Origin of the sequence: Williamwhitmania taraxaci, from assembly GCF_900096565.1 — a bacterium.
GTDB lineage: Bacteria > Bacteroidota > Bacteroidia > Bacteroidales > Williamwhitmaniaceae > Williamwhitmania > Williamwhitmania taraxaci.
The window spans coordinates 1-16,290 of sequence record NZ_FMYP01000078.1 but is presented as its reverse complement, the minus strand read 5'-3'; the positions used below and the strand labels follow the sequence as shown (position 1 = coordinate 16,290).

Sequence of the window (16,290 nt, the reverse complement as noted above, 5' to 3'; positions counted from 1 at the left end):
TGTCGGACATAGTAATTTACCGTATTGCGGTGTATGGCTAAACTTGAAGAACAGCTGCGGTTGCTTTCTCCTTTGATTTTTAACTGAATTAATTGTCGTACATCCATGATATCTATCTTCTTTGCGGCCATATCCCTGATTTAAGTTTCAGCGATAAGATAGAAATCATTCCTTTCAATGGCTCAATGGCGCAATTTGCGTCGAAACGGGTGGCGCAACTTCGACCGAAACAATAGCCTAAATGCACCTAAAAAAGTGGCACAACTTCGACCGAAACGCCTGGCACAACTTGAACCGAAATGGGTGGCACAACTTCGACCGTTTTATCTAGCACATCGGTTAACTCACATACAGCCTTCCAATCATTCTGCTTTCGCTGGAGTAATCCGAGCATTCGGGAGGCATTGGCCGTATTCACATCGAGCGGGATTTGAAGGGCAGAAGCAGGAATATTTTTCCAAATTCCAAAATCGACACCCTCATCGCTGGATCTTACCATCCACCGAAGAAACATGTTTAAGCGCTTGCAAGCAGAGCCAGAGATTACATCGGCAACATGCTTTTTTATGTGACCAGACTCAACTCCTAAGAGAAAGGCGGCTCGAAAGGCAGCTAAAGCACCCTCAACCCCAAACTCTCGATAACCAGTCGAGAAAAGGGTCTCCAACCCGCCCCCTTCGGTATATATCGAACGTAACCGCTGAATAAAAAGGATTAAATCGTTTCCGTTGAACGTTCGATGCACAAAGTGCTCCAACGGTTTGAGGTCATTAGCACTATGGTGTAGCACAAAGTTATAGGGTTCTCCACCCATTAGCCCCATAATACGATGCCCATTCCTGATTATCGACTTACGCTGCCCCCAAGCAATAGTTGCCGCAAGCAAAGCAGAAATCTCAATATCCTCCTTCGTATTAAAAAGATGAGGGATTTGAATAGGATCGTCCTCAATAAACCCTGGCGCAAGGTAGTTATCCAGCGTTTTATCGAGAAGAAGTTTAATTTGGCTATAGTTGACTGTGGGTGCCATTGGTAATTGTTCCATCGACCATGGTAAAAACAACATCGGAGCTATCGGCTAACTCGGTATCGTGAGTAACCACAACAATAGTTACCCCAAACTGATCGCGCAATTGAAAAAAGAGCTTATGCAGGTCTTGCTTATTTGCGGTATCCAAGTTGCCCGAAGGTTCGTCGGCAAAGATTACAGATGGATTGTTGATTAAGGCCCTTGCAACAGCCACGCGCTGCTGCTCTCCGCCTGAAAGTTCGGCGGGCTTGTGGGTTAATCGATGTGAGAGGCCTAGAAAACCAAGCAACTCTTTGGCTCGCTTTTCAGCGTCAGTTTTACGAGTTCCGGCAATAAATGCAGGCAGACAAACATTCTCTATAGCAGTGAACTCGGGTAATAGGTGATGAAATTGAAAAACAAACCCTAACTCCCTGTTTCTAAACTTGGCCAAGCCTACTTGGTTTAGCTTAGTAATATCTATTCCATTGATAATTACCTTGCCGCAATCGGGTTTAGAGAGAGTGCCCAATATTTGCAGAAAGGTGGTTTTTCCTGCACCACTTGGTCCTACAATAGCAACCAACTGCTTCTCAGCAAACTCTAAACTAATTCCCTTCAACACCTTTAAGGTGCCAAATGATTTCTCAATACCCTCTGCAACAATAATCATAGTCGACAATATTCGAGTTTAAAGATAGCCATTTTTATGGGATGAAGAATTAGCCCCTTAGAAATTTAGATATCCACTTGGATTGGCAGATGTATTCTCACTGCTCCTTACTGTCGCTGTTTAGATGACACAATAAAAAAAGACCCCGACAGTGCCGGGGTCTCTCAATAGTTATAAAGAATTACTACTTTTTAGCAAGAAGCTTCTTAGCCGCACGTTTCTCTCTCCAACGAGCAATATCGTAGGCGATAGGTGTTGCAACGAAAACTGAAGAGAAACTACCAAAGAAGATACCAATGATCAAACCGAAGATAAATCCGCGTATTACCTCACCAGCAAAGAAGAACATTGGAATAAGAACGATAAAGGTAGTGAACGAGGTACTGAAGGTTCTACTTAAGGTATCGTTCATAGCTGCATCGATAATATCCTTGCGCTCACGTTTAGGATACAAACTGATATACTCACGAATACGGTCAAAGATAATAACGGTATCGTTAATAGAGTAACCAATAATAGTAAGCACCGCAGCAATAAAGGCTTGATCGACTTCCAGTGCGAATGGCACACGGTGGTAGAACAAAGAGTAAACCCCAATAACAATGATGGCATCGTGAGCCAAAGAGGCAATACCACCCAACCCGTAGCTTAAATTCTTAAAACGGATAAAGATGTAAATGAAAATTGCCAGTAGAGAGAAAATAACAGCAATAATCGCATCCCTACGAATATCATCAGCCACAGTTGGACCAACCTTGTCGGAACTAATCTTATACTCGGAATCAAACTTATCGAATGTAAGATCAGCAGGAAGATATGCCTTTAATCCGTTAAACAGGGCAACATCCACCTCATTGTCGACGGTTGTTCCATTTTCTTTTATCCGATACTTGGTGGTAATCTTAACCTGATTATCGGTGCCAAAGGTTTTAACTTCAGGAGCCTCCTCGAATGCACTCTTTAGGGTAATTGCCACCTCTGTAGGCTTAACCTTTTGGTCGAACTTAACTACAAATGAGCGACCGCCTGCAAAATCAATACCAGGATTCAAGCCACGAATGGCAAATGAAGCACCAAAGATCAAAATGAGGGAAAGACTGAATGCATAAGCATACTTACGCCACTCGATAAACTTGATGTGAACCTTAGTAAAAGCACCCTCGGAAAGTTTTGTAGAGAAGGTGATTTTATGTCCCTTTGCTACATAATACTCAATAATTAAGCGAGATACAACAAGCGCAGAGAAAAGAGAAGTAAGAATACCAATGGTAAGTGTGGTAGCAAAACCACGGATTGGACCAGAACCGAAAATGTAAAGAACAATTGCAGTAATAAGGGTGGTCATGTTACCATCGATAATAGCCGACATAGCACTCTTGTGTCCGTCGGTTATAGAAAGATTGATACCCTTACCTGACCGAATCTCCTCACGAATACGCTCGAAGATAAGCACGTTAGCATCAACCGCCATACCCATGGTAAGAACGATACCTGCAATACCAGGAAGTGTAAGAACCGCTCCAAATGAAGCAAGAACTCCAATCAGAATAAAAAGGTTAAACATCAGCGACATGTCGGCAATAAGACCACCACGGCGACTGTAGTAAAGAACCATGTAGAAAAGAACAAGTATGAAGGAGAACAAGAAACTCATCATACCCGAGTTGATGGTGGCCTGTCCTAAAGATGGACCAACAATTGCCTCTTGAATGATACGTGCAGGAGCAGGCAGTTTACCCGATTTTAGCACGTTTGCTAAGTCCTTTGCTTCCTCAATGCTGAAACGACCGGAAATTTGTGACCTACCACCAGTAATCTCGTCGTTTACAGTTGGGAAAGAATACACATATTCGTCAAGCACAATGGCTATGCAACGACCCTTATTTGCAGCAGTCATGCGCGCCCAGGTTTTAGAACCTTCAGCGTCCATTACCATAGTAACTTCAGCATTACTTCCGCCCTGATTTCCAAACTCTTCGCGAGCATCGGTAATAACACCTCCATCGAGTGGAGCGCGTCCATCACGAGTATTGGCCTTAATAGCAATAAGCGAAACTAGTTTTCCACCTTCCATTGGTTTAACAGACCATAGCAAGCGGAGATCAGCAGGAAAGAGAGCCTTAACCTGAGGCATAGCAAGGTAGGCATTCACCTTGGCGGTATCTTTGATTTGACTAACCCCTACGATTGGTCCTGGAGCAACTTGACCTTGCTCGTTTACTTGGGGCCTGATAACGGCATAGAGTGGGTTATTCTTACGGAATGTGAGTTCGTCATTGGAAACCTTATTGGTATCCTTTGCTTGAACCTGTGCAAGGAGTGCATTAGTGCTATCACTTTTAGGAGTAGCTACTTCAGTTTTTACTGAATCAACCACCTTAGTTGGCGATGTTATAGCCTCCAGTTCGGCAATCTTAGCATTTACGGCAGCAAAGTTTTGAACCAACTCCGACATTTCGTAAGTTTCCCAAAACTCGAGGTTTGCGGTTCCCTGCAACAGTTTTCGAACACGCTGAGGATCCTTTGCACCTGGTAATTCCACCAAGATACGACCCGAGTTCTCGAGGCGTTGGATATTGGGCTGAGCTACACCGAAACGGTCGATACGGTTACGGATAATGTTGAATGAATTTGCAATAGCTCCTTCGGTTTCAACGCGAATAACCTTAATTACTTCGGAATTGGTACTCTGAGCAGTGATCCTATCCTTCAATTCGAAGGTGGCAAAAAAACGAGCCAAACGATCGTTTGGAGCAATTTCGTCGAATGATTCGGCGAACAGAGTCACAAAGTCGGATTGGCTATTTTGCTGCTTCTGCAGAGCAAGAGCTATTGCCTTATTAAAGATGGTATCGGTTGAGTAGTTACCCAATGAACGCACGATTTCCTCAACAGATACTTCGAGGGTAACGTTCATTCCACCCTTCAGGTCGAGACCAAGGTTGATTTCTCTTTCCTTACATTCCTTGTAAGTAAAAGGAAATAATGTGTAAAGTGGCTCAGTCGAAATTGAGTCAAGATAGGCTGTTTCTCCCTTTGCATAATCCTTTGCTTTGCTTTCAACCACCTTCGCCATGAATGTGAACGAGAGTTGGTACAAGCAAACAAGGGCGAGAACTACAGCCAATAATCTAAAGGCGCCTTTATTCTGCATTTGTTTTAAGATTTATAGATTTCGAGATTCTAGATTTCAAAAGTAAGGTGCAAAATTATGATATTTTTTGAATAAACCTAGTCGCATGGAAGATACAGGAAAAAAAGTAAAACGCTCAGTTTTAAAAAAAACTGAGCGTTTACCTATACTTTGGGACCAATTAGAGTGTATCGGAACCGTATCGCTCTTCGAAAATATTCAAATTGTCAAGGGACTTCATGATCTTCTTTACTTCGAGGGCACTCTTGTGCAGTAGAGCCATCTCATCGTCATTAAGATTAAGTTCAATCACCTTTTCAATTCCATTCTTGCCCAGTATTACCGGAACACCAATATGAAGATCGTTTAGACCATATTCACCGTTTAGTGCCGCACACACAGGGAATACCCTACGTTGATCCAGCATAATTGCCTCAACCATCTGGGCCGCAGCAGCTCCTGGGGCATACCAAGCAGATGTCCCCATTAGTTCAACAAGTTCGCCGCCACCTTTGCGGGTTCGCTCGATAATTTTTTCGAGAACGCTATCCTCAATAAGTTCGGTTATGGGAATTCCCGAAACGGTAGTGTAACGTGGTAGCGGAACCATGCTATCGCCATGGCCACCCATCAAGATTGCGTGAATGCTCTGAGGCGAAATATGGAGGGCTTCGGCCAAAAAGGCCTTGTACCTTGCACCATCGAGTATTCCTGCCATACCAAAGACCTTATTAGACGGCAACTTGGCTGCAAGAAAGGCAGCGTAAGTCATAACATCTAATGGATTAGTAACCACGATGATTTTGGCATCAGGCGAATACTTAACAATACCTTCTGTAACATCCTTTACGATGCGCGCGTTGATATCAATTAGGTCGTCGCGACTCATTCCTGGGCGGCGAGGTATTCCTGAGGTAATTACAACTACCTCTGATCCTGCAGTCTTTGAAAAATCAGTGGTTACACCCGTTATACGTGTATTAAACCCTTGTACCGATGATGTTTGCCACATATCCAAGGACTTACCAAGGGTAAGACCTTCCTTAACATCAAGCAAAACTAAGTCCCGGGCAAGCTCTTTCCGTGCAATCTCATATGCACAGGTTGCCCCAACATTTCCCGCCCCTACTACTGTAATCTTCATATCTAGAACGTGTAAAATAATGTAATATAGTGTGTAACGCTGAACCTAACAAAAGGTTCGGCGAGTTGTTAAAGGAATCACATTAACTTGTAACTACAAATGATAAATGACATAAATCACCATGAAATACAGCACAAACGATTGCGTGAATCATTTTTTGCCCATAAGTGTTTGTGTCTGGTAGTGATATAAAAAAGAGTGTTCAATGTCAAAAAAAGCGAAACCACCCTAAGTTAGTTTCGCCGCGAAAGTAGCCCCAAATCTTCAATTTAAAAAAGATTCAGGGTGTTTAGTTCGTCCATAAGTTCCCTTACATCCTTTGCCGATTCGTTGAGCATACCTCTCTCTTCATCGTTAAGATCAATTTCGATAATATCAATAATCCCACGCTTACCCAACTTCACCGGCACGCCCATATATAAATCGGCAAGTCCATATTGCCCATTGAGATGGGCACACACCGGCATAATTCTTCTCTGATCGCGAACAATAGCCTCTACCATGGCAGCAGCAGCAGCTCCGGGGGCATACCATGCTGAAGTTCCCATTAGTTTAACCAACTCCCCTCCACCGTTTCTGGTTCTATCAACTATTTTATCAAGAACAGCCTTGTCGAGTAGTTGGGTAACAGGAATACCACCTACCGAGGTGTATCGCACCAAGGGCACCATACTGTTGCCGTGGCCTCCAAGCAAGAGGGCACTCACATCGCGTGGAGAAACGTCTAAGGCTTCGGCTATAAATGTTTTATATCGAGCAGAATCAAGAATACCTGCCATTCCAAAAACCTCACATGGTTTTTTATGAGCAGCCAAGAACGCTACGTAGGTCATTACATCCAATGGGTTGGAAACAACCACAATAATTGCTGTTGGAGAATACTTAACCACCTTTTCGGTAACCTCCTTCACTATGCGAGCATTGGTAGAGATAAGATCACCGCGTGACATCCCTGGTTTTCGGGGAATTCCTGAGGTAATTACAATAACGCTAGAACCTTTTGTGGCGAGGTAATCGTTCGTAACGCCCACGATGCGGGTATCAAAAACGTTCACCGAGGCAGTTTGCCACATGTCGAGCGATTTTCCCTCGGCAACTCCTTCAACAATGTCGAGAAGCACAATCTGATTTGCCAGCTCTTTGTGCGCCAAAACATTTGCACATGTGGCTCCAACATTGCCGGCACCAATAATAGTGATTTTCATAGCGAAGATTATTTGGATGTGGTATTGTATATTTACACCATTCGTTAATACCTTTTTAATTCAATGAGAACATCTTAAGCGAGAAAAGTTCTGTTTTAAACAGCCAATTCCTTCTTTTTGTTCAACACTATCGAAAGTAAAATTCAGGATATCAACCAGTCAATACCTCAAACAAGTTTAGAAAATATTCGCTAATCCATTATTGCCTACAATATGGCAACGACATCTATTTAACCAACGTTTCAAAATCGGTTTCCAGTTCTTTGTTGCGCGCAAAATCAAAAAGAGCAATGGATTGGAGATTGAAGTAAGAACCCCAGTATGTGCTTAGGGCATTGAGGTAGCTTATTTTGGCAGCATCACGCTCATTCTGGGCAATATTAAGGTCCAAAACGGTGATTTTCCCAATTAGAAAACGCTGTTTGGTTACTTCGTATCGCTTTTGGGCAATGGTGTCGGCCTTAGTAGCAATATAAAGTTGATCGTCTTCCATATTAAATTGCATTACCTGCAAAAAGAGTTGCTGATTGAAATCGACACGAGCCTGCTGAACCCTAATTCGAGCCAGCTCAAGGTTTGATTTTGCCATTTGAACCTTCCCCCTACCAAGTCCCCAATCGAGAATTGGAATCTGGATACCGAGCGATACCCGCTGTTGCTCCTGAGGATCTTTGTAAGCGTCGCGGAGAATCGCTGCCTGCTGGGTTACACCATATCGAGCGTAAAGGTTTGCTTGAAATCCTCGCTGCGATCGAGCCAGCGCAACCCGTTCCTGCGATTCGAGCAACTCCCTATCGTAGGAGAGCAGATCGGGATTGTTGGTGCCTACCTTGGACATAACATCCTCGTAAGCCAGCTCCCCCGAAGGAGGTGCGCCCGGTATGGAAAGTTCAATGTCGACCTTATCGTTGAATCCGAGAAAGGAGCGAATCCTAAATTTCTCCACCTCAAGTTGAATGCGCGCCTCATTGAGGGCTTTCCCCGCATTAAGGTTACTCAGCTCCATTTGGAGCAACTCGTTTTCGGCAATGGTTCCAATATTGTATCTACCACGAGAAATCTTATAAAGCGTATCGCTGTTGGCGCTATTGATCTGGGCCACCTCGAGTTGCTGTTGGGAAATGAGTAGACTAAAAAAGAGGTTTGCTGCTTTCATGGACACATTCTCCATGTCCTGAAGGTAACGCCTACGGGCCTCCTCATACTTTAACGGCTGAATTTTTTTCTTCCAACGAAACGAATTGTAACCGTTGATGGGCTGACTGAAGCCAATGACAAAGGGTGATGCGAAGAAAGTAGTAGACTTGTTTGACCCCAACTGGTCAGTTCTCATCATTTCGGATGTAACAAAAAGATTACCACCAGTAAGCCCAATGTTCTGTTTCATAGACAAGTTTGCCGAAGCGCTACTTGAATTCTCCTCAATGTAGCTATAGGTTCCATCGGAGAGTTGATACTTTTTAAGCGAGCGATTAAACTCGGGAATAGTAGCATCCAGCGATAGCGATGGAAGCAGATCAGCCTTGTAGGTTCGATACTCCCAGTAGCTAGCCCTAAAAGTGTGCTTGGCCCTGAATGCATCAGGCGATTGATCCTTTGCAAGCTGGATAATATCATCCAAAGTATAGGCCGTCTTTACCATTGGCGCCTGTGCCCATACGCCCAACGTAATGCCGACGAAAAGAGTGGTTAATGCTGGTTTTATAATCATAACGCTGGTTGTAATCTTACTGATTAAACTATTCATATCGAAGCGACTCGATGGGATCCCTTTCGGCGGCGCGCTTTGCAGGAGAGTAGCCAAATATAATCCCCACGGCTACCGAAACGCCAAATGCGACCACAATGGAAACGCCAGATACCTCAGTTTTTATTCCTGCAAAATGGGAGATCAATACAGAAATCACCACCCCCAGAATTACTCCTATAAACCCACCCGTTACGCTAATTAGCACAGCTTCCGAAAGGAACTGAACAACAATATCCATCTTCTTGGCACCTATTGCGAGCCTTGTTCCAATCTCCTTTATGCGCTCCATTACCGAGGCAAACATAATGTTCATGATCCCTATTCCGCCCACCACAAGCGATATTGAGGCAATAGCGCCTAGTACAATGTTGAAAATATCCTTAGTGCGCTGTTGTTGCTTGAGCAACATTTCGGGGATAGTGATCTCAAAATCCTTTACGCCCTGATGGCGCCGGAGCATAAGGCGCGAAAGCACCTCAACGGTAGACGATAGATCCTCGGTAGTGGTTACCTGCACCACCAGCTTATCGAGTTGATTATAATTTTTGGCTGTGGTCGATTTTGAACTGCTACTAGACATACCTCCACCGCTGAACATAACCATCATCCTACTCTGCGTCTTCATATTCACCAAAGCCCTGTTCTTATACCTATTGAGCATGGTCTTTACCGGAATAAAAATGTTGTCGTTGTAAACGTTTACACCAACATTCTCAAAGGCAGTTATGCTCACTTGGTTCTTTTTAAGCACCCCGATTACCTTCAGCCAAACATTACCGAATTTCAACCACTTACCAATGGGATCGACCGTGCTAAACAGTTTCGATGCTACATTTGAGCCAATTACGCAAACAGGTAGCCCATGATTACTTTGATAGTCGGTAAAGTAGTGACCCGTTTCGAAGGGAAGGTTGTATATGGAGAAGTAGTCGGTGCCCACGCCAATAATTTTAGCGTTAACCCGCATGCCGGCATGTATGACAAAGGTATTTTCGACAATCTCGGGGCTAATTACTTTAACCGATGGAACAACCGCCTTTATGGCCTCGGCATCAGCAAGCGTTAATCCCGGTGAATATTTATTCTTCTCGTTTTGTCCCGAAGAGTTGGCCTCCTGCTCTTCTTGTGTCTCTATAATGGGAGTAATTACAATGTTGTTAACCCCAACCATCTTAATCTGCTCGAGAATTTCTTGCTTAGCTCCATTTCCAATAGCGAGCATTGAAATTACCGCTGCAACCCCAAAAATAATCCCGAGAGCCGTAAGAAACGATCGGAACTTATTGCTAAGAATCGATTCAAACGCAATTTGGAAGTCGTGGAGGTATCGCTTTATTAATCCGTCTATCATAGGTCCAACGGATTATTTCTTACTAATGCTTTTCAAACCACCCTTTTTTCGATCCCCATTTTTCAGCATAGATCGAGCCGCATCCTTCTCCTTTTGCTCCTTTTGAAGGTTGAGGTTTTTCATCTCCTCCTGTTCTCTTTCCTTTTTTATCTTAGCCTTAATCACCGGAATGAGATCCTCATTCTCCATCGAAAATTTCTCGGCTCCTGCTGGCACCGAGAGGTATACTTCCTCGCCCACCTTGAGTCCCTTCTCTATGACAATATGGGTATCGTTTTTGGCTGCGGTGACCACTACTTTCTTTCTATTTTTTGTGGTGAATACATAGGTTGTGCTGTCGGCACCCCCGTGAATAGACTCCAACGGTAAATACACAACGTCCTTGAAGCTGGCAATCTCGATTAGATTCCCGGTGGTCATGGCCGGACGTAAAACGGGATCGTACTCATTCACCTTAATGGTTATCTCAAATACTTTGGCATCGGCATTCGGAAGTTGCTCTCCAATATTAGCCACGTAGGTAATTTGGCCCGTATACTTCTTCTCGGGAAAAGCATCCACGGTCATGCGTACCTTTTGGCCTACCTTCACCTTACTAATATCAATTTCGTTCACATAGCACTTCGAGTTCATCGATGACAGGTCCGGAAGGGTTGCAACGGTAAGATCCCACGCCGAAATGGATGAGCCCACTTTTCGCTTTTCACCGCCCCACTCCTTGTAGTATATAACCATTCCCGGTTTGGGCGCGTAGATTACAAACTTATCGAGCACTCCAACCAGTTCGTCGCGCTCGCGCTGAACCTTGGAGAGGTTGATGGCCACCTCCTTCATGGATGCTTTAGCCTGCTCTACCTTTAATTTGTAGTTTTTCTTGGCTTGTTCAATATTTCGCTCCGACTTCTCTAAGCTGATGGCTGCTTGTCGCTGGGTGGCCGGTGGCTCAAACTTCGACTGATCAACGGTGATTTGCTTATCCTCCAACTCGAACTTTAGGTTGATGAGTTCGTCGCGCAGGCTACGCAAGCTCAGCGAAGTATCGAGCCCTGTTTTGTTGTATTGACTCTCGTTTTTCTCCACCTCATCCTCGAGATCCTTCAACCGCGACGACACCGCATTCCTGTCGAGGGTGGCCACATACTCGCCCGAATCTACAACCGTTCCCTCGGGAATCAGATCAACAATTTTGATCTCATTAACTCGAAAACCCCTATTTCTCAGCTCGCTGGGGCCAGCAATATTTTCAAAACTCTGCGCCTGCAACTCACCAGTGGTATTCACCAGAATATCGAAGGCTCCAAGCTTTACCTTCACCTTTTGCTCCACTGCCTCGTCCGACTTTCCCGTAAAAACTATCAGCAGGATAATTGCCAAAACGCCAGCACCAATGTAGTAATGCTTCCTTTGAATCTTTGAAAATAACTTTCTGATCATACGGTTATATTTATTAATGCCATTCTGGTTGCGACATTCTTGATGTTTCGTAAACCTATCTAGCGATGAAGAGCCGTGCCGGTTCAACTATCTTACTTATTGACTCGTTGCATTTGCAAAAACCATGCCCCTTCCCTAAGTATTCGCCTTGGGAAAGGGGTTCACACACTTTGATTAATATAAACGAATAAAGTTTAGTCGAGGATTATATACCTGCCAACTTCTTTAGCACATTAATTGCATCAACCGCAATTTTCTCAGCATTTTCGGGAGTATTACTTTCGGAATAGATGCGAATAATAGGTTCGGTATTCGATTTGCGCATATGCACCCACTCCTGCCCAAAATCCACCTTAATCCCGTCGATATCGAGCACTTTCTTATCGGAGAAAAACGCCTTAGCCTTAACTAACAGGCCATCCACATCAAAACCTTCGGGCAGCTGAATTTTATTTTTCGACATATGATACACTGGATAACTCTTGCGCAACTCGCTGCACGAAACCCCTTGATGAGCCAAATGTGTTAGGAATAATGCCACGCCAACCAGCGCATCGCGCCCATAGTGCAATTCGGGGTAGATAACTCCACCGTTGCCCTCGCCACCAATCACTGCGTTGTGCTCTTTCATAGCTGCAACCACATTCACCTCGCCCACAGCAGCGGCAAAGTAACGCCCACCTTTAGACATGGTTACATCGCGAAGAGCCTGCGACGATGAGAGGTTCGAAACGGTATTTCCCTTAACCTTCGATAGCACATAGTTGGCAACAGCCACAAGGGTGTACTCCTCACCAAACATGGTTCCATCCTCGCAAACCAAAGCCAAACGGTCCACGTCGGGATCGACAACAATTCCGAGATGTGCCTTATGCTTAACCACCTCGGCAGAGATCACCGTTAGGTTTTCAGGGAGCGGTTCCGGATTGTGTGGGAATAGACCATTGGGTTCGCAATAAATTTCTACCACCTCAACCCCTAACTCACGCAATAATGCGGGAATAACAAGGCCCCCAACGGAGTTTACCGCATCCACCACCACCTTGAACTTGGCCTTCCTGATGGCTTCCTTGTCCACTAGGCGCATAGCAAGCACCATGTCGATATGCTCCTTGTTGAACGATTTCTCTACAATTACCTTTCCCAGATTTTCCACTTCCACAAACGGAAACTTACCCGATTCGGCGATCTCCAGCACCTTCTTGCCATCGGCATCGGTTAGAAATTCGCCAAAAGAGTTGAGCAGCTTAAGTGCATTCCATTGACCCGGATTATGGCTGGCGGTAAGGATTAATCCCCCATCGGCCTTATAGTGCATAACAGCAACCTCCACCGTAGGGGTTGTGGCCAAGCCAAGTGCAATCACATTCACTCCACACCCCATTAAAGTACCAACCACTAACCGATCGACCATTTCGCCCGACACTCGAGCATCACGACCTACGGCTACCACCGGCTTCTGCTTACCGCATTTCTCCCTTAACCAACCAGAGTATGCTGCAGTAAACTTAACTACATCGAGAGGTGTTAGTCCGTTGCCCGGATCACCGCCAATGGTTCCGCGAATTCCGGAGATTGATTTTATCAGTGTCATATCCAATAAATTATTAAACGAAAAAGTAATGTTTTTTGAAACAAACCGAGTCAGAATTGAGACTTGGCGCGCTTCCGCTTTAACAAAGGTAAAAATAAACCTAAAAGGTTAGCATTTAATTTACAAACATTATGGTTATTTATGCGTAAAGGTAATTCGATGCCAAAATAAAATGGTATTTTTGCGGGCTTATTTTTACGACAATTACCACAGTTAAATATCAGAAACACAAAACAAACATCATGGAATCTGAGAACAACAAGTCCCAAGACAATGGTGGCCGCGAAGGTTACAACGGGGGCAACGAAAGCCGCGAGGCCAAGAAGACAGAAGGATCGGAAGGCACTTACCGACCACGTACTGCTAAGTTCACTCCAAAGATTGTTCGCTCCAGCGAAGCGGATCAGAGCGAACGGCCAACAAGAGACGAGCGTCCCGAAAGAGACCGCTCCGAAGTAAAAGACGAACGCCGCTCGGGTAGCGACCGCCCATTCTGGGATAACCGCCCGCGTCGCGATGACAAACCTTCCGGCGATCGCCCAACACGCGAAGACCGCCCCTTCGAAAGAAGAGAGCGCTCCAGCGACCGAAGCGACCGTCCTGCTAGAGATTCCAGAAGCGGAGACAGACCATTTAACCGGAGTTCCGAATCAACCGATAGACCATTCAGGGGAGACAGAACCTCCTCCAGCAACGATAGACCATTTAGAGGCGACAGAGATGCTTCACGCGGAGAAAAACCTTTCCGTGGTGGAGATAAACCAGCCTTTGGCGGTGATAGAGATGCCGCTCGCGGCGAAAGACCCTTCCGTGGTGGCGATAGAGATGCTTCACGCGGCGACAAACCTTCCTTTGGTGGAGACAGGGAATCCCGTGGCGCAAGACCTGCCTTCGGTGGAGACAGAGATGCTTCACGTGGTGAGAAACCTTTCCGCAGTGGCGATAGAGATGCTTCACGTGGCGACAGACCTGCCTTTGGCGGCGATAGAGAATCTCGTGGCGCAAGACCTGCATTCGGTGGCGATAGAAGCGCTCCTCGCGGCGAAAGACCCTTCCGTGGTGGAGATAGAGATGCCTCACGCGGCGATAGACCAGCCTTCGGTGGAGATAGAGGCGCTCCTCGCGGCGACAGACCAGCCTTTGGTGGCGACAGAGAATCCCGTGGTGCAAGACCTGCCTTTGGCGGCGATAGAGGCGCTTCACGCGGCGACAGACCAGCTTACGGTGGCGACAGAGGTGCTTCACGCGGTGGCGACAAACCATTCCGCGGCGGCGATAGAGACCGCAACGATAGAAATAGCGCTACAAACCCACGCTTTGCCCGACCACAAAGAGAAAATTGGGACGGTGCTGAAGATGGCGAACTAAAAGGATTTAGAAGCAACAGAAAGCATATACAGGTTTACGAACCAAAGCCTGCCGACTACGATCCAAACAAACCAATTAGGCTCAACCGCTTTATTGCCAATGCAGGAATCTGCTCACGTCGTGAAGCCGATACCTACATCCAGGCCGGAGTGGTTAGTATTAATGGAGTTCCAGCCACTGAGTTGGGCACCAAGGTTAATCCTACCGATGAAGTTCGCTTCAACGAAGAGCTAATCAAGGGCGAAAAGAAGGTATACATCATCCTCAATAAGCCTAAGGATTGCATCACCACAGTGGACGATCCACATGCAAAGTCGACCGTAATGGATCTTGTGAACACCATGTGTAAGGAGCGTATTTACCCTGTTGGCCGTCTCGACCGCAACACCACCGGTGTGCTGCTCATGACCAACGATGGAGACCTCGCTACTAAACTGCTTCACCCATCGGCCAACAAGAAAAAGATTTACCACGCCCACCTCGACAAGAAGGTGTCCGAGGGTGATCTCGAGAAATTGTGCAGTGGCCTCCAACTTGAGGATGGTCGTGCTTACGCCGATGTAGCTGCCTACGTTGACAACGACCAAAAGCAGGTAGGTATCGAGATTCACTCGGGAAAGAATCACATTGTGCGCCGCATGTTCGAGAGCCTTGGCTACGACGTGGTGAAGCTCGATCGCGTTTACTTCTCAGGCTTGACTAAAAAAGGTCTCGCTCGCGGTGAGGCTCGATTCCTCAACGACAAAGAGGTTGAAATGCTCGCTAGAGGTGCTTACGAATAACCTTCGGATATACTAAATAGAAAAAACCGCTCCAGTTTGGGGCGGTTTTTTTATGCGTAAACCTACAATATAGCCCCAACCCCACCACATTCAACTCACCCACACTACCATCTAATATTCTGTCGATTATCATTTCTACTTATTTGTATTCTTTAAAAATAAGCATTGATTTGAAAAATAATTCATTTTAGCTTGTCACGAAATAGCGGTTTTGGGCATATATAAATGAGGGGGTATGCCTCGCATGTTTACACCAAAACCAAAATCACGCCATGAGTAAAATCGATTACCTACTAAGATGGAGAGAAATTGACCGGCTAATTAAAACAAAATCCACAGGAAACACCTCTGAATTTGCAATACGGTTAGGCATCTCAAAAAGCCAACGCCATGAGGATCTAAAGAACCTGAGAGACCTTGATGCCCCCATTGCCTATAGCCGTATTCGACAAACCTACTATTACAAGTATCCCACATCCTTCTCGCTATCCTTTACCCCTATACTGGTTACAGAACAAGCAAATTAACAAACATTAACAAACAAATATCAAGATCAAACTTCCCTCCGGTATCACTGGAGGGAAGTTGTATATACTTGTATCCCTATTAAAAAGCCTAAACTATAATCATACTATAAATATGAGTGGTATTATTTGGATAAAGCATGGAAGGAAAGTGGTATCAGTTGAATTAAGGAATGTGCTATTTATTAAAGGTGATAAATACGGCTGTACCCTTTATGTTAAGTTGATAAAGGAAGATGCATTCCTCATCAATAAAATTAGAACTTTGTTGATATTTCGGTGATATTGTGCCACTTGTTTCGGTGATGTTGTGCCACAAAAAA

11 protein-coding genes are annotated in these 16,290 nt (G+C 45.1%); 2 read left to right on the top strand and 9 right to left on the bottom strand.

The window, feature by feature from the left end; genetic code table 11:
- Positions 1-247: 247 nt before the first annotated feature.
- From BLS65_RS15225 to glmM, 9 genes are all read right to left on the bottom strand, one after another.
- Positions 248-1,030, bottom strand: coding sequence for a TIGR02757 family protein (locus BLS65_RS15225; RefSeq protein ID WP_170830158.1), 783 nt, complete (start codon positions 1,028-1,030; stop codon positions 248-250).
- The gene (locus BLS65_RS15220; protein ID WP_092440541.1) at positions 1,008-1,679 is read right to left on the bottom strand and encodes an ABC transporter ATP-binding protein; all 672 of its coding nucleotides are present in this window, start codon (positions 1,677-1,679) and stop codon (positions 1,008-1,010) included. The genes BLS65_RS15225 and BLS65_RS15220 overlap by 23 nt, the downstream gene beginning before the upstream one ends.
- A gap of 187 nt (positions 1,680-1,866) precedes the next feature.
- Positions 1,867-4,836, bottom strand: coding sequence for a protein translocase subunit SecDF (gene secDF / locus BLS65_RS15215; RefSeq protein WP_092440537.1), 2,970 nt, complete (start codon positions 4,834-4,836; stop codon positions 1,867-1,869).
- A 160-nt stretch (positions 4,837-4,996) separates the two neighbouring features.
- Positions 4,997-5,959: a malate dehydrogenase gene (gene mdh / locus BLS65_RS15210; RefSeq protein ID WP_092440535.1), complete on the bottom strand. Its 963-nt coding sequence runs from the start codon at positions 5,957-5,959 to the stop codon at positions 4,997-4,999.
- A gap of 269 nt (positions 5,960-6,228) precedes the next feature.
- Complete coding sequence (gene mdh, locus BLS65_RS15205) at positions 6,229-7,164, bottom strand: malate dehydrogenase (protein WP_092440533.1); 936 nt, start codon at positions 7,162-7,164, stop codon at positions 6,229-6,231.
- 226 nt (positions 7,165-7,390) lie between these two features.
- A complete protein-coding gene (locus tag BLS65_RS15200; protein ID WP_092440531.1) occupies positions 7,391-8,911 on the bottom strand; it encodes a TolC family protein in 1,521 nt (506 codons plus the stop codon).
- Positions 8,904-10,265, bottom strand: coding sequence for an ABC transporter permease (locus tag BLS65_RS15195; RefSeq protein WP_092440529.1), 1,362 nt, complete (start codon positions 10,263-10,265; stop codon positions 8,904-8,906). The genes BLS65_RS15200 and BLS65_RS15195 overlap by 8 nt, the downstream gene beginning before the upstream one ends.
- A gap of 12 nt (positions 10,266-10,277) precedes the next feature.
- A complete protein-coding gene (locus BLS65_RS15190) occupies positions 10,278-11,699 on the bottom strand; it encodes an efflux RND transporter periplasmic adaptor subunit (RefSeq protein WP_125869901.1) in 1,422 nt (473 codons plus the stop codon).
- 205 nt (positions 11,700-11,904) lie between these two features.
- Positions 11,905-13,293 carry a phosphoglucosamine mutase gene (glmM, locus tag BLS65_RS15185; protein WP_092440525.1) on the bottom strand — a complete coding sequence of 463 codons (1,389 nt, stop codon included), beginning with the start codon at positions 13,291-13,293 and terminating at the stop codon, positions 11,905-11,907.
- Positions 13,294-13,535: 242 nt separating this feature from the next.
- On the opposite strand from glmM, the gene BLS65_RS15180 reads away from it, so the two are divergent.
- Positions 13,536-15,443: a pseudouridine synthase gene (locus BLS65_RS15180; protein ID WP_092440523.1), complete on the top strand. Its 1,908-nt coding sequence runs from the start codon at positions 13,536-13,538 to the stop codon at positions 15,441-15,443.
- Between the two features lie 272 nt (positions 15,444-15,715).
- A complete protein-coding gene (locus BLS65_RS15175; RefSeq protein ID WP_092440521.1) occupies positions 15,716-15,970 on the top strand; it encodes a hypothetical protein in 255 nt (84 codons plus the stop codon).
- The last annotated feature ends 320 nt before the right edge of the window (positions 15,971-16,290 follow it).